Annotated in this window: 19 protein-coding genes and 1 tRNA gene; 5 read left to right on the top strand and 15 right to left on the bottom strand. The window is 69.5% G+C overall.

Features of this window, described 5'->3' with window-relative positions:
• Positions 1 to 93: 93 nt before the first annotated feature.
• The 5 genes from radA to KVY00_RS11470 form a co-directional block, all read right to left on the bottom strand.
• A complete protein-coding gene (gene radA / locus KVY00_RS11490) occupies positions 94 to 1,416 on the bottom strand; it encodes a DNA repair protein RadA (protein ID WP_223043084.1) in 1,323 nt (440 codons plus the stop codon).
• A 175-nt stretch (positions 1,417 to 1,591) separates the two neighbouring features.
• The gene (locus tag KVY00_RS11485) at positions 1,592 to 3,247 is read right to left on the bottom strand and encodes a helicase HerA-like domain-containing protein (RefSeq protein ID WP_223043083.1); all 1,656 of its coding nucleotides are present in this window, start codon (positions 3,245 to 3,247) and stop codon (positions 1,592 to 1,594) included.
• Between the two features lie 361 nt (positions 3,248 to 3,608).
• Positions 3,609 to 4,778 carry an HTTM domain-containing protein gene (locus KVY00_RS11480; RefSeq protein WP_223043082.1) on the bottom strand — a complete coding sequence of 390 codons (1,170 nt, stop codon included), beginning with the start codon at positions 4,776 to 4,778 and terminating at the stop codon, positions 3,609 to 3,611.
• Entirely contained in the window at positions 4,775 to 5,656 is an 882-nt protein-coding gene (locus KVY00_RS11475; RefSeq protein ID WP_223043081.1) for a DUF5819 family protein, read from the bottom strand. Before KVY00_RS11475 ends, KVY00_RS11480 begins: the two co-directional genes overlap by 4 nt.
• 200 nt (positions 5,657 to 5,856) lie before the next feature.
• Entirely contained in the window at positions 5,857 to 9,597 is a 3,741-nt protein-coding gene (locus KVY00_RS11470; RefSeq protein WP_223043080.1) for a choice-of-anchor G family protein, read from the bottom strand.
• A 435-nt stretch (positions 9,598 to 10,032) separates the two neighbouring features.
• Here KVY00_RS11470 and KVY00_RS11465 point away from each other — a divergent pair, with 435 nt between their 5' ends.
• The gene (locus KVY00_RS11465) at positions 10,033 to 12,630 is read left to right on the top strand and encodes a helix-turn-helix transcriptional regulator (RefSeq protein ID WP_223043079.1); all 2,598 of its coding nucleotides are present in this window, start codon (positions 10,033 to 10,035) and stop codon (positions 12,628 to 12,630) included.
• 82 nt (positions 12,631 to 12,712) lie between these two features.
• Positions 12,713 to 12,803, top strand: a tRNA-Ser gene (locus KVY00_RS11460).
• 114 nt (positions 12,804 to 12,917) lie between these two features.
• On the opposite strand, the gene KVY00_RS11455 is transcribed toward KVY00_RS11460, so the two are convergent.
• Both KVY00_RS11455 and KVY00_RS11450 read right to left on the bottom strand, forming a co-directional pair.
• Entirely contained in the window at positions 12,918 to 13,991 is a 1,074-nt protein-coding gene (locus tag KVY00_RS11455; protein WP_255572618.1) for an IS1249 family transposase, read from the bottom strand.
• Between the two features lie 273 nt (positions 13,992 to 14,264).
• Complete coding sequence (locus KVY00_RS11450) at positions 14,265 to 14,822, bottom strand: phosphorylase family protein (RefSeq protein WP_223043077.1); 558 nt, start codon at positions 14,820 to 14,822, stop codon at positions 14,265 to 14,267.
• Positions 14,823 to 15,142: 320 nt separating this feature from the next.
• Here KVY00_RS11450 and KVY00_RS11445 point away from each other — a divergent pair, with 320 nt between their 5' ends.
• Both KVY00_RS11445 and KVY00_RS11440 read left to right on the top strand, forming a co-directional pair.
• Positions 15,143 to 15,448 carry a hypothetical protein gene (locus tag KVY00_RS11445; protein ID WP_223043076.1) on the top strand — a complete coding sequence of 102 codons (306 nt, stop codon included), beginning with the start codon at positions 15,143 to 15,145 and terminating at the stop codon, positions 15,446 to 15,448.
• 149 nt (positions 15,449 to 15,597) lie between these two features.
• Positions 15,598 to 16,089, top strand: coding sequence for an S-ribosylhomocysteine lyase (locus tag KVY00_RS11440; protein WP_223043075.1), 492 nt, complete (start codon positions 15,598 to 15,600; stop codon positions 16,087 to 16,089).
• Positions 16,090 to 16,199: 110 nt separating this feature from the next.
• Here KVY00_RS11440 and KVY00_RS11435 read toward each other — a convergent pair whose 3' ends face one another.
• From KVY00_RS11435 to KVY00_RS11420, 4 genes are all read right to left on the bottom strand, one after another.
• Positions 16,200 to 16,952 (bottom strand): nucleoside phosphorylase, encoded by a 753-nt coding sequence (locus KVY00_RS11435; RefSeq protein WP_223043074.1) that lies wholly within the window; start codon positions 16,950 to 16,952, stop codon positions 16,200 to 16,202.
• A 106-nt stretch (positions 16,953 to 17,058) separates the two neighbouring features.
• A complete protein-coding gene (locus KVY00_RS11430; RefSeq protein ID WP_223043073.1) occupies positions 17,059 to 18,489 on the bottom strand; it encodes an amidohydrolase in 1,431 nt (476 codons plus the stop codon).
• Between the two features lie 60 nt (positions 18,490 to 18,549).
• Positions 18,550 to 19,395: an SDR family NAD(P)-dependent oxidoreductase gene (locus tag KVY00_RS11425; protein ID WP_223043072.1), complete on the bottom strand. Its 846-nt coding sequence runs from the start codon at positions 19,393 to 19,395 to the stop codon at positions 18,550 to 18,552.
• Between the two features lies 1 nt (position 19,396).
• The gene (locus tag KVY00_RS11420) at positions 19,397 to 20,182 is read right to left on the bottom strand and encodes an isoprenyl transferase (RefSeq protein ID WP_223043071.1); all 786 of its coding nucleotides are present in this window, start codon (positions 20,180 to 20,182) and stop codon (positions 19,397 to 19,399) included.
• Between the two features lie 102 nt (positions 20,183 to 20,284).
• Here KVY00_RS11420 and trhA point away from each other — a divergent pair, with 102 nt between their 5' ends.
• Positions 20,285 to 21,100, top strand: coding sequence for a PAQR family membrane homeostasis protein TrhA (trhA, locus tag KVY00_RS11415; protein WP_223043070.1), 816 nt, complete (start codon positions 20,285 to 20,287; stop codon positions 21,098 to 21,100).
• A gap of 27 nt (positions 21,101 to 21,127) precedes the next feature.
• Here the strand turns inward: trhA and KVY00_RS11410 are convergent, their stop codons facing one another.
• The 4 genes from KVY00_RS11410 to mca form a co-directional block, all read right to left on the bottom strand.
• Entirely contained in the window at positions 21,128 to 21,613 is a 486-nt protein-coding gene (locus tag KVY00_RS11410) for a hypothetical protein (RefSeq protein ID WP_223043069.1), read from the bottom strand.
• Positions 21,614 to 22,218: 605 nt separating this feature from the next.
• On the bottom strand, positions 22,219 to 24,291 hold the full coding sequence (gene recQ, locus KVY00_RS11405; protein ID WP_223045299.1) for a DNA helicase RecQ: 2,073 nt from the start codon (positions 24,289 to 24,291) through the stop codon (positions 22,219 to 22,221).
• A 57-nt stretch (positions 24,292 to 24,348) separates the two neighbouring features.
• Positions 24,349 to 24,621 carry a hypothetical protein gene (locus KVY00_RS11400; protein WP_223043068.1) on the bottom strand — a complete coding sequence of 91 codons (273 nt, stop codon included), beginning with the start codon at positions 24,619 to 24,621 and terminating at the stop codon, positions 24,349 to 24,351.
• Positions 24,618 to 25,484: a mycothiol conjugate amidase Mca gene (gene mca, locus KVY00_RS11395; RefSeq protein WP_223043067.1), complete on the bottom strand. Its 867-nt coding sequence runs from the start codon at positions 25,482 to 25,484 to the stop codon at positions 24,618 to 24,620. The genes KVY00_RS11400 and mca overlap by 4 nt, the downstream gene beginning before the upstream one ends.
• Positions 25,485 to 25,535: the final 51 nt, after the last annotated feature.

Here is a 25,535-nt window from a genome sequence, read left to right as displayed (position 1 = left end):
CCAGTCTACCCCTCCCCGAGAGGGCCGGCGCCCCCGCCGTCCGCCGCCCCGCAGCCCGGTCGAACCCGATGGAGCGCGCGAGCGGTTCCTCCGTCACAACCCGGCCTGCTTACGGGCGTTCTGGAGCGTCTCGGCGGCCGCGTCGACCACTCGGGTGTAACCGAGTCGGGCTCCCTCGCTCGCACGCTGCCCGCCTGCCACGACGGGTCGCACCTCGCCGGCGAGGCTGATCTCGCCGAAGGCCGCGAGATCGTGCGGCAGCGGCCGGTCCGTGATGGCGGAGAGAACCGCGAGCGCGATCGCGAGGTCGGCGGCCGGCTCGACGAGCTTGACCCCGCCGACGGTCGACACGTACACGTCCTGGTCGTGCAGCCGCGCGCCGACCCTGCGCTCGAGCACGGCGAGGATCATCGCCACACGAGAGGGGTCGACGCCGCTGGTCACGCGTCGCGGGTTGGGAGTCGCGCTCTTCGCGACGAGTGCCTGCACCTCCACGGGCAACGCCCTCCGCCCCTCCATGGCCACGGTGGCGCAGGTGCCGCTCACGGGGGCCGCCGACCGGCTGAGGAACAGCCCGCTCGGGTCGGGTACCTCGGCGATACCGCGATCCTGCATCTCGAAGCAGCCCACCTCGTCAGTCGGCCCGAAGCGGTTCTTGAGCGTGCGCAGGAATCGAAGCGAGGTCTGCCGGTCGCCCTCGAAGTGGCAGACCACGTCGACGAGGTGCTCGAGCAGGCGCGGCCCCGCCACCGAGCCGTCCTTCGTGACGTGCCCGACGAGGATCACCGGGGTGCCCCGTCCCTTCGCCACCCTGATGAGCGCCGACGCGACCTCCCGCACCTGCGCGGGGCCGCCCGCGGATCCGTCGATCTCGCCGCTCGCGAGCGTCTGCACCGAATCGACGATCACGAGCGCGGGATCGACCGCCTCGATATGACCGAGCACGGTCGCGAGATCGGTCTCGGCCGCGAGGAAGAGGGTGTCGTGCAGCGCCCCCGTGCGCTCGGCGCGCATGCGGATCTGCCCCGTCGACTCCTCGCCGCTCGCGTACAGCACCCGGGCGCCCGAGGAGGCGGCCCGCGCCGCGGCATCGAGCAGCAGGGTCGACTTGCCCACGCCGGGTTCGCCCGAGAACAGGATCGCCGCCCCCGGCACGACGCCGCCGCCGAGCACCCGATCCAGCTCTCCGATGCCCGTCTGCCGGTGCTGCACCGACTCCCCCGTCAGCTCCGTGATGGGACGCGCCTCGCGACCCGCCCCCGGTGCCACGGCCCGAGTCGTGCGGGCGAGCGAGGCCCCCGCTGCCGCGCGCTCCTCGACAGTGCCCCACTGCTGGCACTCCCCGCAGCGCCCGACCCACTTCGAGGTCTGCCATCCGCACTCGGTGCACACGTACGCGCTGATCGTTTTCGCCATGCGGCGAGCCTAACGGCAGCCTCGGACATTTACGGGACCGCCCGGCAACAGGCTCAGGGAGCGATCCCGATCCCGCATCGAGATGACGCGTGCCGCCCCTCCGGGGCCGTCGGAAGGGCCGTACGCGTCATCTCGAAACGTCCGCCCCTTCGGCAAGCTCAGGGGACGAGATCACCTACTTCTTGAAGAGGTTGCGCAGCACCTGGTTCACCACGGTGCGCACGCCCGAGGTCACCACCGACCCGACCCGATCCGCGGCCTTCTTCGCAGCCGCGGCCCGCTCGCGCTCGCGCCTGGCCTCCTCCTGCTCGCGCTTCCGCGCCGCGGCGGCGGCCTCGCGCTCGGCCTTCCGCTCAGCAGCCGCGGCGGCCTTCTCGGCCTCCTTCGCTGCGGCTGCGGCCTCCTTCTCGGCCGCGATCCTGGCCTCCTCCTCGGCCCGGGCGGCCTCCGCCTCCGCCGCCCGTTCCTCGAGAATCTCCTCGGCCGACCGCTCGTCCACGGCCTCGCCGTACTTCGGCTGCAGCGGCGACACCAGCACCGTCGCCTGCACGGTCACCGGCGGCGCGGGATCCATCGCTCCCTGCGGCGCGCGCAATCGCGTCCACGCCACGGGAGTCGGCGCACCCTTCTCCCCCATCACCGTCACGACCGCCTCGCCCGTGCCGAGCGACTGCAGCACCTCGGCGAGCTCGTACCCTGACGTCGGGTACGTCGAGACGGTCGCCTTGAGGGCCTTCGCGTCGTCGGGTGTGTGCGCCCGCAGCGCGTGCTGCACGCGCGAGCCGAGCTGAGCGAGCACGTCTCCCGGCACGTCCTTCGGTGTCTGAGTGACGAAGAACACCCCGACTCCCTTGGAGCGGATGAGGCGCACCGTCTGCGTGATCTGCTGCAGGAACGCCTTCGACGCGTCGGCGAAGAGCAGATGCGCCTCGTCGAAGAAGAACACGAGTTTCGGCTTGTCCTGATCCCCCACCTCGGGCAGCGTCTCGAAGAGCTCGGAGAGCAGGAACATGAGGAAGGTCGAGAACAGCGCGGGCCGATCCTGCACTCCCGGCACCTCGAGCAGATTCACGATCCCGCGCTCCGTCCCGTCGGCGTCCACGACGGTGCGCAGCAGATCGGCCGTGTCGAAGGCGGGCTCGCCGAAGAAGGCGCCGGCTCCCTCGGCCGCGAACGCGATGACGTTGCGCTGGATCACCCCGACCGTCTGCCGGGAAAGACCGCCGATCCGTGCGATCTCCGCCTTTCCCTCGTCCCCCGTGAGGTAGGCCAGCAGCGCCTGCAGATCGTCGAGGCCCACGAGCGGCAGCCCCTGCTCGCGGGCGTAGTAGAAGATGAGGCCGAGGCTCGACTCCTGCGTCTGGTTGAGCCCGAGCACCTTGGCGAGCATCACCGATCCGAACTTCTCGATCGTGGTGCGGATCGGCACGCCAATGCCCATACCGCCGAGCGTGAAGAACTCGGTCGGCGAGGCGCGGGGCTGCCAGTCCTGCCCGATGCCGGCGGTGCGGGCCAGGAGCTTCTCGTTCGGCTCCCCCGCAACCGCGATGCCCGAGAGGTCGCCCTTGATATCCGCGGCGAACACCGGCACACCGTGAGCCGCCACCTGCTCGGCGAGCACCTGCAGCGTGCGCGTCTTGCCCGTACCGGTCGCCCCGGCGATGAGGCCGTGCCGGTTCAGCATGCCGAGCGGGATCGTGATCTGCACGTCCGCAAGGGGCTCGCCGTTCACGAGCGCCCCGAGGGCGAGCATCGTCGCACCGCCCTCGGTGGAGCCCGGGTAGCCCTCCCGCACCGTCTGGATCTGCTCCTCGGTCAGTGGTTCACCCATGCGCTCGCTCCTCGCGTGTCGGACTCTCGTCGTTCACAGCGTAGCCGAGCAGCGCCCGGCCGGGCCGTACCGCGGCCGGAAGCCGATTCGGGGTCGAAGCCGAACCGGGACCGGAGGCCGAACCGAGGTCGCAGTCGATTCGGGGTCAGTTTCGTGCGTGTCGCGGTCGGCGACACGCACGAAAACGACCCCGAATCTGCGACACGCACGAAAGTGACCCCGATCCGATGACGACGGGCGAATCGGACGACGGCTGGCGGCGGAACGGCTGCGCAGCCGCAGAACAGCGGCGAGCGACGGGCGACCAGCGACCAGCGACCAGCGGCGAGCTGCCAGCGACCAGCGGCGAGCCACCAGCGCGCTACGCTGCGACCGGTTTGCCCATGGCGGCCCGCCATCTCCGCCGCACGCCCGCGTCGAGCCTCTCCCAGCTGCGATCACGGATGAAGATCGAGTCGATCGCGATCATGGTCAGCGAGAACCAGGGCAGCCCCATGAGCACGCCGATCATCACGTGGAACCCCAGGATGCCGAAGAGCGCGATGAGCCTGGTCGGCCGCGACAGCAGCGCGAGCAGGAACGCGGCCTGCAGCAGGATCGAGCCCCAGGTGCCGATCGCGACCATCGGTCCCCACGCGGTGATGAGGTCGCTGAGCACGGGCCAGGTGCCGAACCGGGCGGTGTGCAGCGGGTCGTAGACCGCTCGCCCCTCGGCCCACGGCGCGCCCTGCGCCTTGTAGAGCGCGCCGGAGGCGTACACGAAGGCGACCTGGGCGGTGAGCGCGATGAGGGCGAGGTTGTGCAGCGCGGTGCCGATCAGATTCGGCGAGGATCCGGGGGCGAACCACTCCTGCTTCGCGCGGCGGCGAGCGTCGAGCGACCAGCGAGCGGCGGCATCGGTGAAGAACATGAGGATCATGGCGATGCGGAACATGTTGTCGCCCTGATCGCCGACCATGTCGTTCATCTCGATGAAGCTGATCCACCCGATGAAGAAGACGGGGAGCACGATCCTGAACCGCCAACCGAGCGCGAACAGCACCGCCAGCACGATGAGCAGGATGTAGAGCACCGTGAAGGCCGCATCGTTGGCCGCGACCGCGTGGAACGCGCTGAAGAGCCAGATCTTCGGGAAGTCGCTGACCGGCTCGGCGATCTCGCCGTTCCAGGCCGACCCCGATCCGAACGTGTAGAGGCGGGTGCTGAAGTTCGAGACGAGCAGCCCGAAAGCGGTGACGCCGAACACGATGCGGGTGACGGCGATGCCGTAGAGGGCTTTCTTGCCGTTGAACAGCCAGTTCTCGAAGAAGGCGAGCGCGTCGCCGATCGTGTTCGCGAACGAGAGCCAGGCGGCCGCGATGATGCTGCCGATGAACGAGAAGAAACGCGCCACCGGGGTGCCGGCCTGAGCGGATCCGGATCCCGATCCCTCCCCCGATCTCACGGTCTCGAGGCGATCGGCGTCGTTCGCCGCCGACCCCGCGCGTTCGGCGCCGGGTGCGGCCTGGGTGCGCGTACGCTGCTTGCTCATCGCGTGATCCTCTCGAACTGACCGCGGAACACCTCGGCGAAGTTGCCGTCGTTCTGTCCCTCTTCGACGATCGGCGCCCGCCAGCCGGGCAGCACGACGGTCGGCTCCGGGCGCTGCGCCTGCGGGTTGTGACGCTCGGCGAACGGCACGATGTTCTGGCGGCTCACCCTGAACTGCACCTTCTCGACGTCGTCGCCCCAGATCGCGCGAGCCACCTGGGTGGCGTAGGCCGTGGTGCGGTGCTCCTCGGCGAGCAGCTTCGTGATCTCGGCGGTGTTGCCGGCTTGCGCGTTCGCTCCGTCCGCGGCCTGCGGATCCGGCTGCTTCTCGAGAGCGGCCTGCAGGCCGACCTCCCAGTTCTCGACGACGAAGTCCCCGCCGACGACCGTGCGCTGGTTTGCGTACAGCTTGTCGTAGGCGCCCTTGTAGTTGGAAGCGACCTCGCTCGACTGAATGCCGGCCCTGGGCGGGAAGAGGTTGTATCGGATCATCGACAGCTCGACATCGGTAGCGCTCACCCAGCCCGTCTCGCTGCCGTCGGCGAGGGTCGCCCGCACGTTGAAGTGATAGTCGCCGTTGATCGGCTCGGGCGCGAACACGCTCCACGACTGGCCGAAGAAGGGGATCATGTAGGAGCTGAGGGTGCTCTGCCCGCCCGGCACGATCTCGCGGGCGTTGGCGCTGTACGGCGCGATCCACAGGAACGACGCCAGAATATGCCACGCGGTGAACAACGCGGCCGCGAGGGCGACGAGCCGTACCCAGACCTTGGGCTTGGGGGCGGGCTTCGCCGGGGGCGCCTCACTGCGGACCCCGGCATCGTCCCGAGACGCCGCGGAAACCGGATCTTCGCGCTCCGGTGTTCTCGTGTTCGGCATGGCTCCCCCATAGCTCTCAATGCGTGTCAAAACTCGATGCGGTGCGGTCGCCTTCTCGATCCCCTGCGACCACAGTGCCTCCACTTTATGGGGTGGCGGCGTCTCCCGAAAACCAGAGCGTGGCCGGGGTCGCCGATCGGCGTCCCCGGCCACGCGGATCGGGGGCCGCGCCCGACGGCGCGACCCCCTCACCGGTTATCTCAGCGGCCCGCGTTCGCGGTGCGGCGCCTCGCGACGACCACACCCGCGGCTCCCGCGAGCAGCAGCATCAGACCGGCGGCGGCGATGAGGCCGCCCTGGTCGGCACCGGTGCGAGCGAGATCCTTGGCGCTGGCGTGAGCCGCACCCTCGGACGCACCCTGGCTGCTGGCCGAAGCGGAGGCCGAAGCCGCCGCGTTGGCCGTCGATGCAGCCTTCGCCTGCTGGCTGGCAGCGGCCTCGGCGGCGGATGCCGCATCAGCCTCGGCCGTGGCAGCGGCAGCGGAGGTCGCATCGGCTTCGGCCGAGGCGGAAGCCGTGGCCGAGGCGGTGGCGTCAGCGGAGGCCGACTGGTCGGCGCTCGCCTGGGCCGCAGCGCTCGCAGCGACGTTGGCGTCAGCCGAGGTGTCCTGCGACGCGTTCTGCGACGCATCAGCCTCGACGTCGGCGCTGGCTGCAACCTGGGCGGCGGCCTGAGCCGCAGCCTGGGCGCTGACGTCCGCTGCAGCGGAGGCCTCAGCGGTTGCCGAGGTCGAGGCGTCGGCGGTCGCCGAGGTCTCAGCAGCGGTCTCAGCGGCAGCGTCGGCGGAAACATCGGCCTGGGCCGATGCGGCTGCCGAAGCAGACGCGTTCACATCAGTGTCAGCGTCGGCCTCTGCCTCAGCCTCAGCGCTCGCGCTGGGGTCGGCGTCGGCGGTCGCGGTCGCGTCGGGATCGGCCGTAGCCGTTGCAGCTGCGCTCGGATCAGCATCGGCGCTCGCATTCGCGTCGGCCGAAGCCGAAGCAGAAGCGGTGGCCGACGAGGTCGCCTGCGCGGCAGCCTCCGAGGAGGCCTCCGAAGCAGCCGAAGCGTCTGCGTTGGCAGCGGCCGAAGCAGCAGCCGACGCATCGGCATCCTGAGCGGAATCAGCGGTCGAGTCGGCCGAGGCCTGAGCCGAGGCGGAAGCCGCGGCCTGCGTGTTCGCCGAAGCCTCGTTCGAGGCGTCAGCCGTCGCAGCGACCTCAGCAGCGGCGTTCGCGCTCACATCGGCGGCAGCCGACGCGGTCGTGTTCGCGTCCTCATCGGCAGCGGCCTCAGCGGCAGCCTGCGCGGCAGCGGTCGCCTCGTTGTCAGCAGCGGCATCAGCCGAAGCCGATGCGGAAGCCGAAGCGTTCACATTCACGTCGGCGTCAGCAGTCGCGTTCGCGTCAGGATCAGCCGTCGCGGTCGCAGTCGCATCCGGGTCGGCCGTAGCCGTCGCGGTCACATCCGGATCAGCGGTCGCCGTCGCGGCAGCGGTCGGATCGGCCGTCGCGTTCGCGGCGGGATCAGCCGAAGCGTTCGCGGTCGGATCAGCCGACGCATCCGCGGCCGGGTCAGCCGTCGCGGTCGCATCCGGGTCAGCCGTCGCGGTCGCATCCGGATCAGCGGTCGCGGTCGCGGCAGCGGTCGGATCGGCCGTCGCGTTCGCAGCGGGATCAGCCGAAGCGTTCGCATCCACATCGGCCGATGCAGCAGCCGAAGCGGTGGCCGACGAGGTCGCCTGCGCGGCAGCCTCCGAGGAGGCCTCCGAGGCAGAGGCTGCATCCGCGGTCGCCGCAGCCGAAGCAGCAGCCGACGCGTCGGCATCCTGAGCGGAATCAGCGGTCGAGTCGGCCGAGGCCTGAGCCGAAGCAGCAGCAGCAGCCTGCGTGTTCGCCGAAGCCTCAGTCGAGGCCTCCGCGGTCGCAGCAACTGCAGCGGCAGCGTCAGCGGTCACGTCTGCGGCCGCCGAAGCGGTCGTGTTCGCGTCCTCATCGGCAGCAGCCTGAGCCGCGACCTGAGCCGAGGCGTTGCTGTTGTCGTCGGCCGTCGCCGAAGCGGATGCCGAAGCCGAAGCGTTCACATTCGCACCGGCGTCGCCCTCGGCCTCGACGACCGTGCTCGCGTCAGCGGTACGACCAGAGGTCTGGCCCTCTGCGGAGAAGTCCGCCTGGCCGACCGGGTAGTCGGCGGGGACATCCCAGCTCGTCGCGATCGCGCCGTTCTCATCGGCGGTCACCGTGGTGGTGGTGCCGTCGGGGAGGGTGATCTCCACGTCCTCTCCGGGCTCGAATCCGGTGCCGGTCAGCGTGACGGTGCCGCCCTGCAGCACCGGGTTCGGCGAAGCCTGGAGCGTCGCCGGCACCTCGTCGAGAGCGTCGACGGTCGACGATCCGAGCTGCAGAGCCACAGCGCCGTTCGTCGCGACGTTCGGCAGGAGGCTGATGCTCAGCGCGCGAACCGTGAAGCTGCCCTCGCCGAAGTCGCCCTGGCCGCCGGCAAGCGTCGGCTGCTCGTTGATCGTGATGGTCAGCAGGTTCTGCAGCAGCGGCTCGAGCGCGGAGATCACCGGAGTGACAACGCCCTCGACCACGGTCATGAGCGCAGGCTGCACGTTCGCGACGGCAGTGCTCACGAGCGGATCGAGAATCTCGCCGCCGATGGTGGTCAGCGTCGAGGTCAGCAGATCGACGACCGGCTGCAGCAGCGTGCCGATGTTCACCGGAATCGGAAGGCCCGGCAGCAGAGCCACACCCTCGACGTTCACAACCGGCGCGTCGTATCCCTCGGCGCCGATGAGGCTGCCGATGCTGGTGTTGACGGTGATGGGTCCCTTAGCCACATCGAGCGTCCCGAGGAGGTAGTTGACGCTCAGGCCCACCTCGATATCCAGGGTCACCGCGAGGTCGTAGATCCCCTGAGTGATGAGGTCCACGGCCTTGGTCACGAGGGAGTTCGGGCCGTTGCCGATGAGCGCGTCGCTCACACCATCGAGAATCGCGGTGACAGTGGCATCGTCGAGCACCTGGGTGTTCGCGGGGAGGGTGCTCAGGCTCGTCGCGCCCGAGCCATCCACCACGAGCCGATCCAGATCCACGTGGATCGTGCCGTCGGCAAGGCTGATCGAAACCGATCCCTCGGCGTTCTCGAGCGGCGTCTGCAGCAGCGCCTCACGAACCTCGCTCGTCAGCGACGTCGTGTCGACACCGAAAGCGTTCAGCTGCGCATCGACCAGCGGGAGCCCGTCCAGCGAGTTCACGAGGTTGGTGATCGCGGTGCTGAGGGCGCCGCCGTCCTGAATCGCCGATTCGATCGGTCCGAGGATGCCACCGACCGCGCCGTCGATCTCACCGGTGAGATCCGCGACCAGCGGGCTCTTCACATCGAGACCGAGGCCCGAGAACATGTACTCGCTCGTGACCTCGCCCGAGACGGAATCCGCCCGGGATCCGAGTGCACCGATGCTCACCGAAGCTTCGCTCAGCACCGTGTTCACGAGTTCGTCGCTCAGCACCTGCCGCAGCAGACCGGTCGCATCGAGCTTGCCGCGCTCGAAGTTCGCGCCGTTTCCATCCGCATCGACATCGAGCGAACCGTCGGCGTTGATGAGTCCGGAGGAAGCGGAGGACTCCGTCAGCGAGGGCGACGACGACCAGCTCGAGATCGCACCGAGGTTGCCGAGATGCAGCAACCCGCCGTTCGTGCCATCGCCGATCAGCGGAAGGTTGACCCCGCCGAGGTCGACGTTGAGCAGCCCGAGGGCCTCGAGATTGAGCGATTCGGTGTTCGGTCCGGCGTTATCCGGGAACTCGCTGAGCGAGGACGCAGTACCTGCTACGTCCAGAGAGAGCGCATCGAGCCACAGAGCGTGGCCGTGCGCCGCCGAGTCGGCGGTGACGTCGACGGTGTCCGCCGAGGCAGTGAGCGGCGCGATCGCCACTCCGCCTGCCACAGCGGTCACCGTCGCCGCGCCGAGCGCAAGAGCACGGAAACCGCGTCTGCGGCCCCGTCTCTTTAGTTCGTTCGTATTTTCCAAGAGACTCCCCAGTCATCTCGTTATTTGGCAATGGTCCAGTGCGCGCCTCCACCGCCGCACGAGGATCGCGCGGGACACAGAGACACCCGAACTGAGACTCTCAGCAAAGGTTCAGGAGGTCCACGAGTCTCCGCAGCCCGCACGTCCGCACCGACCACTACTCACTCAGAGACCGATGACTACTGAGAGATAAGAACCGCGACCCTGAAATGATGCGGGCGTGTCGCGTAACGGAACGGCCACGCCGTGCGCAGACGCCGGAAGCAGGCCCGAAAAACCATCTAGTGTGGTGCATGTTCAGTAGCACATTTGTTGGGGAACTTTTGTGGGTGACCTACTGGCCGATCAAGGGGGAGCATCATGCAGGGGGCGATCGAAGCGACCGGCGAAGAGGTCCGGGAGACGATCCTGCGTCATGTTCTCAGTAGCTCCGATCCGGTCCTCGTGACGGGGCCGAACGGCAGCGGCAAATCCCACCTGCTGCGCTCGCTCTCAGCGTCTCTCTCCGAGCACGATGTACAGCACTTCATCGTCGAGGGCACCGACCCCGATGCCGCGCAACGCATCGAACAGCTGCCGCCCGGCGCGCTGACCCTCGTCGACGACTGCGAATTCGCCTCGTCCGAGGCGCTGCAGGCGATGGCCGAACGCGTCGCCGCAGGATCGAACGTGCTCGCCACGATCACCGAGTCGTCCGCGTCCACGGGGTACGGCGAGCGCATGCGGCGCCTCCACGAGCGGTTCCCGGAGGCGAGGAGCATCCTCGAGCGCATCCAACCGATCCGGCTCGAACCGCTCTCCGACGACCGGATCGCCCGGCTCGTGCATCGAGCCAGCCCCGAGCCGCTGTCATCGGTGACGGTCGCCGCCATCCAGCAGCTCTCCTGGGGGCTGCCTGGCGCCGCACTGACGCTGCTGCAGTTGCACCGCAGCGGATCCCTCTCGAGCACGCCGCGCCCCAAGATCCTTCGCACGCACGCCTCCGACCTGCACCTGTCGACGCTGCACCACCCCATCCGCATCGCCGAATCGCAACTCACCTCCGAGCAGATCGCCGCGGCCATTGTGCTCTCCGAGATCGGCCCGCGCAGCCGCAGCGGTATCGCCGACGTCTTCGGGGCGGACACGCAGTCGAGGCTCTTCGACAGCGGCCTCCTGCTCCCCCACCCCGACTCACCCGGGCTCTTCGGAGTGCCGGGGCTCTACGCCGCAGCCGTGCGCAGTCTGACCACACCCGATACGCTCGGCCGCGTTCGGCAGAGCACCGCCGCCCACCTGCTCTCGCAAGAGACCTACGGGATCCCGCTCCCCGACCACGAGGCGATCTTCTGCGCCGGCGTACTCAGTCGCAACGATCGCTCGATCGTCTCCGATCCTCTGCTCAGCGAGCAGCACACGTCCTTCCTGAAGCGTGTGATCGGTGATCTCGTCAGCTTCGGCGAGGGCGCGAGGGCCCGCGATCTGCTCCTGCGCCTGGGGCAGCAGGGCCCGGGCCTCTGCTCTCTCGCCCGCGCGAGACTCGTCACCGTGCTCCGCGACGCGCACGTGGGGCTGCAGTCGCTTCTCGGCGCGACTCCGCCGCATGGCAACTGCGACCTCCCGCCGACGGAGCCGGAGAAGAGGATCGCCGCAGGCTTCCTACGGAGCAATCTGGCGGCGGAGGCCGGCCTGCCGTTCGAACCCGATCCCGATATCGCTCCCGACGATCCGGAGTGGTCGGACACACAGCTGGTGATCCGACGCTGGAACGACGCGGAGCCGCTCGCCGAAGACGCTCCCGAACTGCTGCGGATCGCCCGCACCCACCCGCGACCCGAGATCTCACTGCTGGCGCAGCAGTTGCTCTCCTTCGAAGCGGCGCTGAACGGCGTGCGCTACCGCTCCTTAAACGTCGACGATGTCGAACCGCGGATCGCCCGCCTCGCGGTCCACGCCTCCGAGAGCCTGCGAGATGTCCTGTCGACAGCAGTCGTCGCGCAGAGCATCATCCGGTTCTTCTCACCCGGGCCCGGCGATGATCCCCGGTTGCGCAACCTCGTCGACCGACTCCCGGGATCCTCCCGCCACCGCATCTGGGTCACCCACCTCTTCGCCGCCCGCACGGCCTTCCTCCACGGCGACCTGACGCGCTCGCTCTTGGAGTGGGTGGGTTTCGCAGACCATCTGCCCCGCTTCATCGCCTTCCGCCTCACCGACTTCATCAGAACGGTGAGTCACCTGTCGTTCGATCAGGATCAGGACCCGCAAGCGCTGCGGCTGTACAGCACGCAGGTGCTCATCTACTTCTCCGGGCAGCTCGACAGCGTACGGGCGGAGGCCTTCGCCGATCCCGCATCACCCGCGGGCCGCGCGCGAATCGGCTCGGGGGACCCTGCAGAGCTCGAAGCGCTGCCGCACCAGGGCCCGATCCGCGCGCACCTCGAGGCCCTGCGCGCCCAGAATCCGGCAGCCCTGCTCCGCGCGGCCGAGAGCCTCGAGTCCCTCGGATTCCGGGCACCCGCGGCGTACGCTCTGCGGGAAGCCCGACGCATCTTCCTGCGGCGTCGCGCGAGCGGCAGTGTGACCGCGACCGATGCGCGCCTCGCCGCGCTACGTGCCGGCGCCGCGCGAAGCGTGCCCTGGTTCAACGCCGACGCGATCTCCACGCCGCCTCGCGAACGGCTCACCCCGCGCGAGACCGTCACCGCGCAGCTCGCTGCCGAGGGCCTCAGCAACCGCGAGATCGCCGAGCGCATGCGCTGCAGCGTGCGCACCGTCGAATCGCACCTCGCGCAGGCGCGCGCCAAGCTCGGAGTCTCGAGCAGAGAGGCGATGAAGGCGCGACTCGGCAATCTCATCAGCGGTGAGGAAGCTCGTAAGGCGAGTACGGGAGCCGGCTCGTCGGGGTCGGGGGCCGTCCCGGGTTCGGGAACCGGGTCGAGGCCCGGATCGCCCCTGGCCACGACCCGCCGCCGCTGAGATCCGCAGCGCTGCCCTCGGACACGCCCGATATTCCCGCCTCGATTCGCGTTGCGCAACCGGATGCCGTATTCTTTTTCGCGGTGACGTGTCCGAGCGGCCGAAGGTGCGACTCTCGAAAAGTCGTGTGCGGTAACCCCGCACCGTGGGTTCAAATCCCACCGTCACCGCCAGAATGAAGGCCCCGAGATCCTTGAGAAATCAACGGATCCGGGGCCTTCGTCATGCGTCTCGCGCGTCCCGTCGCGGGGTTACCGGCCAGAAAGAGTGGATGGCGTTGGGCGTGTTCAGGCCCGGCCGGCCCAGCCGGTTCGTTTCCAGAGTCCTTCGCTGGCATCGAGGCCGGTGTCGTAGAGGGCGGGTCCGGTGGGTTCTTCCTGTGGTTTCGGTGGTGGCTTCTGCGGTTCCGGAGCGGCAGTGTTGAGTGCCTCGTCGAGTGAGAGTTCGTGCAGGGTGAGGAACCATTCCGCGGCTCGCCTGCGGTGCTCCTCGCTCATGCCGCGGTGACGCTTGAGGAGGTCTCGCAGTTGCGCGTTCACGCCGCCTTCCAGCGGGGAGGTCGTGCGTGGGTTCCCGTAGATGATGTAGGTGAACAGCAGGTTTTTCCTGACCACGTTGCGGACCAGGAGCCAGGCTTTGCGGAGTCGGTCATGGGTGAAACCGAAGTTCCCGTTTCTCAGCAGAGTTCGTTCGCGGGTGAGGTGTCCGAATGCGCGCCACCATTCATCGAGTCGGATCTGCCACGAGATCGCGGCGTCCTCGTCCCAGACCTCGCCCAGCTGCATCACGAGCTGGCGCAGGGCGCGCCCGGCTCTGGTGCGTGGATTCCTCGTGAGGTGCCGGGTCACGTTCAGTTGCAGGTGGAACAGACAGCGTTGATGCTGCGTGTGCGGCCATGCCTGCCGGAGTGCGGACGGGAGCCCGCTGCCACCGTCCGAGACCAGCACCCCGGGAGACGGGATCTGCTCGAGCAGCGCGGCCCAGGCTGCGGTGGTTTCCCCGCCTGACCACTGCCAGGCGAGCACCCGGCCGGTGTCGGAGAGCGCGATCAGCAAGCACCACGATCCGATCCAGATCCCATCGACCATGACCGCGTGGAAGATCGTCTTGCAGGGCGGCAATGTCGGCCGCATGCCCCAGCACCAGGCCGTTCTACGGCGGAACGTGCGCCCGGTCCGGGTGCCATCGATCTCGGGTTGAGAATGCTTGCCCGTGAGCCAGGACACGAACTCGCGCAACTGCTCACGCTGGGTGAGATCGGGGCGTTTCCGAACGCTCGAGGTGCCGCAGTTCTTGCATCGCCAACGCTGTGTTCCTGAGGGGTGTTTCCCGTTCTTCACGAGTTTGGTCCCGCATAGCATGCAGAAGGTCGAGTTCAGGGGATTCGGCACAGTTAAGGGTGCCGGGGTATAACGATCCCGGTTTTACCGCGTGTTCACGCGGCTAGACGCCGTTTCCATCCACTCTTTCTGGCCTATAACCCCCGTCGCGTCGGCCACACCGAGATGACGCATGCGGCCCCTCATGCGGCGACGCAGGGGCCTCACGCGTCATGTGAACGACGCGGACGGGCGTCATTCGAACGACGCGGACGACGGGCGTCAGGCGAACGCGCCGAACAGCGCAGACAGACCTCAGGCGAGCCGGTCCCAGAACTCCCGCAGCTGCTCGCTCTTGCGGAAGACGATCGTGTCCCACTCCTCGTCGGTGGTCGCGCTGTCGGCGAAGTCGGACGGCACCTTGAACAGCTGCAGCGGCACCCCGAGACGCTCGCACACGCTCGCGTAGGCGTACGCCTCCATATCGACGAGCGAGGCGCCGAGACCGGCGATGCGGGCGCGCTGCGCGTCGTTCTGCACGAAGACGTCCCCGGTCGCGATCACGGCGGTGCGCTCGGGGGGCAGGATCGCGGGGCCCGCCGGACGCAGCTCCGGCGAGGGCAGCGAGAAGTCGTGCTGCACCACGCCCGTGATCTGGTAGACGTCCTCGAGGCTCGGTCGCTCCGGGCCGTCGCTCACGACCCCCGCTGTGCCGAGCACCACCACCTGGTCGATCCCGCCCACTGCGAGAGCGGTCGCGAGCGATACCGCGGCGTTCACCTTTCCCACGCCGGTCACGAGGTGCGGCACGTCGGCGAACGCCGACGCCTCGTCTCGGTGCGCGAAGACGAGCAGCGTGGTGGGCTGTGGCATGGGAACTCCTCACGGCGCGGGTCGCCGATCGACGCGGATCTCGGGGATTCCGCGTGCCACTGCGAGGACGTGGCGGAGGAATCTTCGACCTAGACTAGCGTTTTTCGAAGACTTGTTCTAAACTGGAGCACTGAGCTCGTGAGCGATACGCGTTTCCGCCCGAAGCAATCGGACAGATTCAAGGCGTCGAGAGATCAACTCCGCGAGTCCCGCGAAGCTCAGCAGCACGGCCCGGCCCTTCCACACGGCCGCCTTGGCATGAGCTGTGCGCACACCGCAATCCGGCGCACCACGGTGGTGCGCCTTCGAAAGGACTCATCATGGAAACCACCAACATCATCGATCTGCAGCAGAGGCGCGAACGCCCGCTGCGCACCCCCTACCACTCGCTCGGCGCCGACCACGAGATGCTCGTGCCCGACTGGGCGCAGCACCGCTCCGTGTACCGCACCCAGGGCCGCACCCTGTACCTGGTCGAGACCGACCGCCTCGATGAGGCCCGCGGCGATCTTCGTCGCCTCGACCGGGCCGGCTGGGAAGTGCACGTGACGGAGGATCCCGAAGCTCCGCGCGGTTCCCGTGCCCGCATCGCCCTCACACGGCGCGACCTCGTTCGCGCAGCCTAGTCACCCCCGTGTGAGTCGGTCGCGCGATCCGCGCACCGGTTCATCCCAGTGGGAGTTGCGACATGCCGCCTCGGTCCTTGCGAGGCGGCGCGCTGCGACTCCCGCTTCGCGCTCAAGCCACCCGTGCGGCTCCTCGCTACACTGGCGGCATGAGCGATGTCGAACTTGCCGAGGTTGAGAGCTTCTCCCTGGATCACACGAAGGTGCTCGCCCCCTACGTGCGCCTGATCGGCGTGGAGCACGGCCCGAAGGGCGACGCGATCTCCAACTACGACATCAGGCTCGTGCAGCCGAACCGGGGAGAGATCCCGACCGCCGGCCTGCACACCATCGAGCACACGATCGCCGGGCTGCTGCGCACGCGCCTCGACGGGCTCATCGACATCTCGCCCTTCGGCTGCCGCACCGGCTTCCACATGATCGTCTGGGGCGAGCCGACCCCGGAGCAGGTGGGCGCGGCCATCAAGAGCTCGCTAGAGGATCTGGTCGAGCGCGTGACCTGGGACGACGTGCCCGGCACCGAGGCCGTCAGCTGCGGCAACTACCGCGACCACAGCCTGCACTCCGCGAAGGAGTGGGCGAAGCAGGTGCTGGATCAGGGCATCAGCCTCGACGCGTTCGATCGCTCCCGCCTGGCATAGCCTCTGCGCCGCCAGAAGGAAAAGACAGAACGGGGAGTCCCATATTGCTGCGACCCGCACTCGGGCAGCAGCAATATGGGACTCCCCGTTCGTGCGCGAGCGGGCGGCGTCTACGCCACGAGCACGTCGAGTGCGGTCTCGAGCGCCCCGTCGACCGCGCGGGTCACGACCTCGCGGTAGGGGTCGTAGCCGTCCATCGACTCGTCCTGCGCAGCGAGCGGGTTGCCGTCGATCGCGAACACCGCTCCGGTCTCGATGCCGTGCAGCGAAGCGATCACGAACAGCGCAGCGGCCTCCATCTCGACCGCGACGATACCCGCGCGCTGCCACATGCGGTGGTCGATGCCCGGGATCACGTCGCTCGGATAGAACATGTCGCCCGTGAGCACGATGCCGCTGTGCACGTCGAGGCCGGTCTCGGTCGCGGCGCGCTTCAGCGCGATCGTGAGCTCGGGTGTGGCGAGGGCGGGAAACTCGGTGGGCACCAGCTGGTGGCTCACCCCGTCGGCTCGCACCGCGCCCGTCGCGACGACGATCGCGCCGTCGACCACGTTCGGCTGCATCCCTCCCGCGGTGCCCGAGCGGATGATCCGTGTCACTCCGCCGCGGGCCAGCTCCTCGAAGCAGACCGCTGCACCGGCCGCGCCCACGCCGTGCGAGGCGACCGTGACCGGAACGCCCCGGTGCGTGCCGGCATACACGTGGTACTCGCGGTTCGCCGAGAGCTGCCGCACGTCATCGAGGCGCTCGGCCACGCGGGCCGCACGGGCGGGATCACCGACCACCAGGGCGCGGTCCGCGAGATCGGAGACGCGAGCGCGCAGGAGCGGGAGTTCGGCGTCGGCGGGAAGTCGTACGGGCATGTGATTGGCCTTTCGGTCGGGGCGATCAGGGGCTGGGGATCGGGAACTGAGGGTCGGCAGGAGCGGATCCGCGCGACCTCTTATATTCCGCAGGTCACATATTCTCTCAGGCGGCTCCCGCGCCCGCTCCCCCAGCTGCGGCCCGCAAGCGGGCTCGCGCCTGGGCTGCGCGAGCACGGATCGCGGGGGCGTCGAGCGTCAGGTGCTCGCCGTCGGCGTAGATGTGCCGCCCGCCCACGAAGACGTGCCGCACGTCGGCGCCCGTCGCACCGAAACCGAGGTGAGAGACGAGCGCGCCCGGCTCAGCCGCGAGATCGAGCGGAGTGGCTGAGGATCCCGCTACGTCGAGCGCGATCACGTCGGCGAGCCGCCCGACCTCCAGAGCACCGGAGTCGGGGAAGCCGATCGCCTCGGCCCCGCGGCGCGTGGCGATCTCGAGCATGTCGGCGGCCCGCACGATCGACGCGTCCTGGTGGGCGCCGCGATGCAGGATGGTGCCGGTCTTGATCTCCTCGAACAGGTCGAGGGTGTTGTTGCTGGCGACCGAGTCGGTGCCCAGCGATATGCGCAGCCCGGCCCGCTGCCAGGCCGGCAGCGCCGCGATGCCGTTGCCGAGCTTGAGGTTCGAAACGGGGTTGTGGCTCACGGCCGTGCCGGTGGCGGCGAACAGCTCGATCTCGCTCTCGGTGAGGTGCACGCAGTGCGCCGCGAGCACGTCGGCTTCGAAGAAGCCGAGCGCATCGAGATGGGCAGCGGGGGTCGCACCGTACTGCTCGGTGATCTGCGCGACCTCCGCGGCGGACTCCGAGATGTGGGTGTGGATCGGGATCCCCCGCTCGATCGCCCGCGCGGCGATGTCGCGCAGGAAGTCGGGCGGGCAGGTGTAGGGGGCGTGCGGGCCGTAGGCGATCCGGATCTGCGCATCGCCCGCGTATCGCTCCGCGAGCGCCTCCGTCTGCTCCGTCGCCTCGGCGCCGTTCCAGGACGAGACACCCGGGAAGCCGACCGCTTCAGGTGCGAACGACGCCAGCGCGACCATCGCGCGCATGCCCGCGGAGCGCACCAGCTCGATGAGCGGCTCGTCCCAGTGGTACATGTCGGCGAAGGCGATCGTTCCCGTCTCGATCATCTCGACCATCGCGAGTTGCAGCCCGACCTCCACGTCCTCATGGGTGAGGTGCTGCTCGAGCGCCTGCACGGCGGCGAGCCACGGCATGAAGCCCTCGTCGTCGGAGACGCCGCGCAGCAGCGTCATCGCGGAGTGGGTGTGACCGTTCACCAGGCCCGGCATGAGGACGTGCCCCGTGAGGTCGTGCGTGACGCGGCCGGAGTGGGCGGGCACACCCGTCTCATGGACGCCCGAGACGCTCTCGAACCTCGGAGCGCCCGGATGCGCGCCGTCGAGATTGGCGATGCTCTCGGGCCTCGCGGATCCCGCGTAGGTGATGCGCCCGTCGGCATCGAATGCGAGCTCGGCGTCGACCACCACCCCGCCCGGGGTGAGCATCGCGTCGGCTCTCAGTACGGTCTCGGTCATCGCGCCTCCCTGTGATCCACGCCCACTGTATCGCCAGCCTCGGACGGGCACGACGATCCGCTACCACCCGGGGGTGGCGAGCATGCCGCCGTCGACCGCGAGATCCTGCCCCGTGATGAACGAGGCCGCCGGCGACGCCAGCAGCACGCACGCGTTGCCGATGTCGGCGGGCGTGGCGAGGCGGCCCAGCGGGGCATGCGAGATCCAGCTCTCGACCCCCTCGGGCCACGCCTCGGCGAGCCCCGGCCGCTCCACGAGCCCCGGCGACACCGTGTTGACCCGGATCCCGGCCTCTCCGAGCTCCAGAGCGGCCGCGCGCGCGTGCATCACGAGCCCGGCCTTCGCGACCGCGTAGTGCGCGTGCGCAGCGGCGGGCCGGCTCGCCTCGATCGAGGCGATGTGCGTGATCCAGCGGTTCGGGCGGCCCCCCTCGACAGGATCAGGGGACTCATGAGGCCCCGGGGCCCGCATCGCGGCAGCCGCCGCCTGCGACAGCTCGAACACCGCGCCGAGATTGGTCGCGAGCACCTCGTCCCACTCCTCGCGCGACGTCTCGGCGAGAAGCGCGAGCGGCTGGATGCCGGCGTTGTTCACGAGCCCGTCGAGGCCCCCGAGCGCCCGCACCGTCTCCTCCACGAGCCGCGCCGCGGCTCCCGTCTCCCCCAGATCGGCGCGCACCGCGACGGCGTCGGAGCCGTGCTCGCGCAGCTCCTCCACCAGGCGGAAGGCGGTGTCGACCGACGCCGACGATGCGCCCCGATAGTGCACGGCGACGCGAGCACCGGCCGCGGCGAAGCGCCGCGCGATCCCGCCCCCGATCCCGCCGGAGGCGCCGGTGATCAGCACCCGCTGCCCGCCCAGGTCGGGCAGGCTCGCGTCCCGTGATCCGCGCGCACCGGTGCTCATGTCAGCCCCCCATCCGGCGCTGCCGCGACGAGTAGTCGCGCAGCGCACGCAGGAAGTCGACCTCGCGCAGGTCTGGGTACAGTGCCTCGACGAAGTAGAACTCGGAGTGCGCCGACTGCCAGATCATGAAGTCGCTGAGGCGCTGCTCGCCCGAGGTGCGGATCACGAGGTCGGGATCGGCCTGGCCGCGCGTCCACAGGTGCTCGCCGATGCTCTCGGGGGTGAGGTGCTCGGCGAGCGTGTCGATCGTGCCGCCGGCGGCCTGATGCTCGGAGATGATGTCGCGCACGGCCGCGGTGATCTCGCTGCGGCCGCCGTATCCGACGGCGAGGTTGATGTGCAGCCCCTCGTGATCGAGGGTGCGCTGCTCGGCCTCGCGCAGCGCACCTGCCAGCTCGGGCGAGAGCCCGTCGCAGGAGCCGACGTGCTTGACGCGCCAGCGCGGGTTCTCGGCGAGCTCGGCGGCGAGCCCGGCGATGATGCCGAAGAGATCCTCGAGCTCCTGGCGATCCCGCGCCCGCAGATTGTCCGCCGAGAGCAGGTACAGCGTCGCCGTGCCGACGCCGGCGTCCTCGCACCAGCTCAGAAACTCGAGCACCTTCTGCGCGCCCGCGCGGTGCCCGAACGCCGCCCGCTCCTGCAACCGCTGCTTGGCCCAGCGCCGATTGCCGTCGACGATCACCGCGATGTGCTGCGGAACGCGGCGAGGATCGATCTCCCGGCGCAGGCGTCGCTGATACAGCCGGTAGAGCAGTCCGGCGCGCGGCGTCGTGGGCTGGGCGTTCACCCTCAGAGTGTATCGCCTGCGCGGTGAGGGTTCGCGGGGCGCCCGCCTGGGGATCCCCACATATATGCCCCGGCAGAACTGTATGGACCATACACTCGAAAGATGAGCACGAACGGCTCCCCCGAGGCCTCCCACCCAGTTTCCGAGCCCGGCGATCGACGCCCGTTCCCCGAGCCCGACAGGCTGTCGCTGCCGCTGCTCGCCGACGCGCTCGACCATCCCCGCGATGCGCCGCGAGGCGCGCCGTCGGACGAGCCGATCCCCACCCCCGCGACCGAACCGAAACCGCGCTGGCGCGGATGGATCCACGCGGGCATGTTCCCGGTGGCGACGGCCGCCGGCATCGTGCTCATCTCACTCGCGCACGGCCCCGTGGCGAAGTGGGCGGCCGCGATCTACATGCTCTCGAGCATGCTGCTCTTCGGCGTCTCGGCGCTGTACCACCGCTTCAACTGGAAGCCCAGCACCAAGCAGGTGTTCAGGCGCCTCGACCACGCGAACATCTTCCTGCTGATCGCCGGCACCTACACACCGATCGCGCTGCTCGCGCTGCCCCTCGACAAGGGTGTGCTGCTGCTCGTGCTCGTCTGGGCCGGGGCGCTGCTCGGCATCGGCTTCAGGGTGTTCTGGATCGGGGCCCCGCGCTGGCTCTACGTGCCCCTGTACGTGCTGCTCGGGTGGGCGGCCGTGATGTTCATCGTCGACATCTACCACGCGAGCCCCGGCGCGATGGTGCTCGTGATCGTGGGAGGCCTGCTCTACACGCTCGGTTCGGTCGTGTACGGGCTCAAGCGGCCGAACCTCGTGCCCGGCGTGTTCGGCTTCCACGAGATCTTCCACGCACTGACGGTGCTCGCGTTCCTCTGCCACTGGACCGCGGCCCTGCTGGTAGCGCTCGACCCCGTCTACCTGAGGTAGACGGGGTCGAGCCGGCATCACTTCGGATCAGCCGACGTTGCACACCTCGGCGAGATCCTGACTCGCCTTCGTCAGGGCGTCGGCGCGCTCCTGCATCGAAGCGGAGGCCTCCTCGAGGTCGGCCTGCATCTTCTCGATGTCTTCCATGGCCGCGGGATCGGTCGGGTCGATCTCGTCCATGTTCGGGATCTCGAGGCCCGAGAGCTGCTCGACGAGACCGTCGAACTCGGAGCTCACCTTGCTCAGCGGGGTGAGGACCTCCTCGTTCGTGACCTTTTTCTCGGCGTCGGAGAGGGCCTCCTGCACCGGCTTGAACAGCTCGGCGTAGTCGGCGTCGCCCGCCATGGCCTCCTGCATGATGCTGTTCGTGTTCGCGTTGACCTCTTGCATGGCCTCGCTTGCGCTGCTGCACGCGTCCGCGACTCTCTGTCCCCCAGAGCAGGCCGCGAGCGAGACCGTGAGCGCGGCTGCGGCGAGCGCGCCGCCGACGCGTGCGATCGTGGTGATCTTCATCTGGTTCCCCCCGGTAGTGCGTTTCCCGCCTGAGGTTCGCCAGGCCGGAATGTGACCTTCTCAGTCTAGTCACAGGTTCGGGAGGTGATCCGGCTCGCCCTTCCGATCCTGCCCCCCTTGCGACCCTGCCTCCCCGCGGCACCGCCCCTCCTCGCGAGCCCGCCCCTCCTTGCGACCCCGCCTCCCCGCGACACCGCCCCTACTTCCGACACCGCCTCCCTGCGACACCGCCCCTCCTCGTAACCTTGCCGCCCTGCCTCCCGCCCGCGACCCTGCCTCCCCGCCCTCTTTCCGATACCGATTCGCCTTCAAGCACATCGAATCCCGGGAATCGATGTGCTTGAAGGCGAATCGGTGTTTGAAGGGCGGGCGACGGCAGGCGGGTCGGGTGGAGGGATCGCCGAGCGTGGATCGCGGATGGCAGGTTGGGTAGAGGATCGCGGATCACCGATCGCGGAGCGCAGATCGCGGTTCCTGGTTTAGGTGGCGGAGCGCGGGTTGGGTGGCGGAGGGCGGAGCGCGGATGGCGGATCGGGGACCACCGATCGCGAACAGCGCAGGATCGCCGAGCGCTGGCGTGAGGTAGCGCGCCGCTCGGTGACGCTCTACGCCGCGAGCACCTCGAGCACGGCGGCGCCGTAGCGCTCGAGCTTGACCTGCCCGATGCCGGAGATCGCGAGCATCTCCTCGTCGCTGGAGGGCCGGTGCACCGCGAGAGCGGCGAGCGTCGCGTCGCCGAACACCACGTACCCCGGAACACCCTGCTTGCGCGCCTCGCCCGCGCGCCACTCCCGCAGCCGTTCGAAGATCTCGGCCTGCTCGGGCGAGAGGTCGGCGGCAGCGGCAGACCGCTTCGAGGATCCGGATCCCGATCCCGCACCCGCCGTGCGCCCGCCGCGGGCAGCCCGCGCCACGACCTCTTCGCGCATCATGACCCGCTCCTCGCCCCGCAGCACCGGCTTCGCGGCCTCCGTCGGGGCGAGCACGCCCCACTCGCCGCGGGCCTCGACCAGTCCCGCCGCCAGCAGATGCCGCACCACCCCGCGCCACTGCGCGACCGACCACTCCTTGCCGATGCCCCAGGTCGAGAGCTCGTCGAGCCGCATCTGCGTGACGCGCTCGGACCCGACACCGCGCAGCACGTCGATGTGCTGGCCCGCCGCGTAGGTGCGGCCGCGCTCCTTCTGCGTTCGGATGATCGTGGAGAGCAGCATCTGGGACGGGATCGTCGCGTCCCACAGCTTCGGCGGATCGAGGCAGACGTCGCAGTTGCCGCAGGTCTCCGGTGCCTGCTGCCCGAAGTACCTGATGAGGAAGCGGCGACGGCACTCGACGCCCTCGCACAGCGCGAGCATCTGGTTGAGGTGGCGCGTCTGATTCGCCCGAGTCGCGGCGTCGCCGTCGCCCGACTCGATCATCTGCCGCTGCTGCACCACGTCCTGCAGCCCGTACGCCAACCAGGCGTCCGACGGCAGACCGTCGCGGCCTGCGCGACCCGTCTCCTGGTAGTAACCCTCGATCGACTTGGGCAGGTCGATGTGCGCCACGAACCGCACGTCGGGCTTGTCGATGCCCATGCCGAAGGCGATCGTGGCGACGACGACCACGCCGTCCTCCCGCAGGAAGCGGGTCTGCGCGTCGAGCCGCTGTTCCGCGGGCAGACCGGCGTGGTAGGCCACCGCGTCGATGCCGGCGTCGCGCAGGGCCGCCGCCGTCTGCTCGACGCGCTTGCGGCTGAGCGCGTAGACGATGCCCGCGTCGCCCGCGTGCTCCCCGCGGATGAACGAGATGAGCTGCGCGCGCACGCTCTGCTTCGAGACGATGCGGTAGCGGATGTTCGGGCGGTCGAAGCTCGACACGAAGTGGCGCGCGCCCTCGAGGTGCAACCGCTCGGTGATCTCGCGGTGCGTCTCGGGCGTCGCTGTCGCGGTCAGGGCGATGCGCGGCACGTCGGGCCAGCGCTCGGCGAGGGCGCCGAGTCGCAGGTAGTCGGGGCGGAAGTCGTGGCCCCACTGCGAGACGCAGTGCGCCTCGTCGATCGCGAAGAGCGCGATGCGCCCCTGGCTCAGCAGCTCGACCGTGCCGGGGGCCGAGAGGCGTTCGGGGGCGAGGTAGAGCACGTCGAGCTCGCCCGCGCGATACGCTCGCTCGACCTCGCGGCGATCCTCGATCGACATCGCCGAGTTCAGGGCCGCCGCGCGCACGCCCGCGAGCTGCAGCGCGGCGACCTGGTCGTGCATGAGCGCCACGAGCGGCGACAGCACCACGCCGGTGCCCTCGCGCACGAGCGCCGGAATCTGGTAGCAGATCGACTTGCCGCCGCCGGTCGGCATGAGCACGACGGCGTCGCCCCCGCCGACCACCTGGCGGATGATCGCCTCCTGGTCGCCGCGGAACGAATCGTAGCCGAAGACCTGCGACAGCACCGCGAGCGGGTCGTCGCCGACATGCGCGCCGCCGGTCGCGATCGTTGCGGTCGCCGCAGTCGCAGCAGCGGCGGATGCGGGCGCGGGCGCGGGCGCGGGCGCGGAATCAGGATCGCGCAGCGCCGATCCCGATCCTGCCCCCGCGGCCGTGCCCGCGACCCCCGACCCCGCCGCTGCCCATCCAGCGGGCGCCGGAGCACCCCAGGCCTCCCCAGGCCAGCGCTCCTCGGCATCGAACCCCGAGCCGTACATGTCGGGCGCCGATCCGAGATCGAATCCGGGCTGCTCGTCGCGACCGCTCACTGAGATTCAGCCCCGCGGGTCGGATTCGGGATCACGCCCGGCGGATCCGCCGCTCTCCCCCGAATCGCCGTTCTCCCCGAGCTCCCGCTCGATCTCCTCGCGCACCTCGTGGCGGTACGCGTTCCGGCGCAGCCGCCCCACCAGCAGGAAGCCGAGCACGATGATGCCCGCCGCCATGAGACCGGTGAACACGAAGCCCTCGAACCCCGGCGTCACCTTGTCGGGGTCGAACTCCGTGGTCTCCTCGGCGACTCGCGCCACCACACTCCACACGCTCACGCGCCCTCCTCGATTCCTTGGAATAGATCGGCCTCGAACTCGCTCGTCGCCACGCGCGACGCCGCGAGCCGGTAATCCTCGAACGGCCATGCCTGCCGCTGCAGCTCGTTGGGCCAGAAGAAGAACGCGCTGTCGGGCGGCACCTGGCTCGCATGCGCGCGCAGCGCCTCATCGCGCCGGTCGAAGAACCGTCCGACCTCGATCTTCGCGGTGCCGCGATAGGCGCGCTTCGACATCCGCTCCCTGACCTCCGAGAGCTGCTCGATCAGGGGCGACTCGGGCTCGTGATCGAGCAGCCACTGGTAGACCGTGTTCACGCGCTCGGCGTTGAAGATCTCCTCGTAGTAGAGCTTCTTGATGCTCCAGGGCTGACCTGCATCGGGGTACGCGGCGGGATCGCCAGAGCGCTCCCAGGCGATGCGGCTCACGTCGTGGCACCGGATGTGGTCGGGGTGGGGGTAGCCGCCCTGCTCGTTGTACGTGATCATCACGTGCGGGCGGAACTCGCGCACCACGCGCACGAGAGCCTCGGCCGACACCTCGGCGGGGATATCGGCGAACGACCCGGGAGGCACGGGATCCCCCTCGTCGGGCAGCCCGGAATCCTGGTAGCCGAGCCAACGGTGCTCGAACCCGATGATGCGCTGCGCGTTCTGCATCTCCTCGCGGCGCAGCCCCGCCAGATCGCGGCGGCTCTTCGGGTCCCGAGCGACGAGATCGTTGAGCACGTCGCCGCGCTCGCCCCCGGTGCAGCTGACGATCAGCACCTCGACGCCCTGGGCGAGGTAGTGCGCATAGGTCGCGGCGCCCTTGCTCGATTCATCGTCGGGGTGGGCGTGCACCGCGATCAACCTCAGAGTCATGCGGGTCCTCTCACGCGCTTCCCGGGCGGATCCCGGTACGCTGGCAACGAT

The sequence above is a fragment of the Leucobacter tenebrionis genome (assembly GCF_019884725.1).
In the GTDB taxonomy this organism is placed as follows: Bacteria; Actinomycetota; Actinomycetes; order Actinomycetales; family Microbacteriaceae; genus Leucobacter; species Leucobacter tenebrionis.
The sequence above is the reverse complement of the archived record's forward strand: the minus strand, read 5'-3'. Positions and strand labels throughout refer to the sequence as shown.

Bases quoted from the DNA above. Each gene is read 5' to 3' on its own strand.
- radA (WP_223043084.1), bottom strand. From the start codon at position 1,416: ATGGCGAAAACGATCAGCGCGTACGTGTGCACCGAGTGCGGATGGCAG.
- KVY00_RS11485 (WP_223043083.1), bottom strand. From the start codon at position 3,247: ATGGGTGAACCACTGACCGAGGAGCAGATCCAGACGGTGCGGGAGGGC.
- KVY00_RS11480 (WP_223043082.1), bottom strand. From the start codon at position 4,778: ATGAGCAAGCAGCGTACGCGCACCCAGGCCGCACCCGGCGCCGAACGC.
- KVY00_RS11475 (WP_223043081.1), bottom strand. From the start codon at position 5,656: ATGCCGAACACGAGAACACCGGAGCGCGAAGATCCGGTTTCCGCGGCG.
- KVY00_RS11465 (WP_223043079.1), top strand. From the start codon at position 10,033: ATGCAGGGGGCGATCGAAGCGACCGGCGAAGAGGTCCGGGAGACGATC.
- KVY00_RS11455 (WP_255572618.1), bottom strand. From the start codon at position 13,991: ATGCTATGCGGGACCAAACTCGTGAAGAACGGGAAACACCCCTCAGGA.
- KVY00_RS11450 (WP_223043077.1), bottom strand. From the start codon at position 14,822: ATGCCACAGCCCACCACGCTGCTCGTCTTCGCGCACCGAGACGAGGCG.
- KVY00_RS11445 (WP_223043076.1), top strand. From the start codon at position 15,143: ATGGAAACCACCAACATCATCGATCTGCAGCAGAGGCGCGAACGCCCG.
- KVY00_RS11440 (WP_223043075.1), top strand. From the start codon at position 15,598: ATGAGCGATGTCGAACTTGCCGAGGTTGAGAGCTTCTCCCTGGATCAC.
- KVY00_RS11435 (WP_223043074.1), bottom strand. From the start codon at position 16,952: ATGCCCGTACGACTTCCCGCCGACGCCGAACTCCCGCTCCTGCGCGCT.
- KVY00_RS11430 (WP_223043073.1), bottom strand. From the start codon at position 18,489: ATGACCGAGACCGTACTGAGAGCCGACGCGATGCTCACCCCGGGCGGG.
- KVY00_RS11425 (WP_223043072.1), bottom strand. From the start codon at position 19,395: ATGAGCACCGGTGCGCGCGGATCACGGGACGCGAGCCTGCCCGACCTG.
- trhA (WP_223043070.1), top strand. From the start codon at position 20,285: ATGAGCACGAACGGCTCCCCCGAGGCCTCCCACCCAGTTTCCGAGCCC.
- KVY00_RS11410 (WP_223043069.1), bottom strand. From the start codon at position 21,613: ATGAAGATCACCACGATCGCACGCGTCGGCGGCGCGCTCGCCGCAGCC.
- recQ (WP_223045299.1), bottom strand. From the start codon at position 24,291: ATGTACGGCTCGGGGTTCGATGCCGAGGAGCGCTGGCCTGGGGAGGCC.
- mca (WP_223043067.1), bottom strand. From the start codon at position 25,484: ATGACTCTGAGGTTGATCGCGGTGCACGCCCACCCCGACGATGAATCG.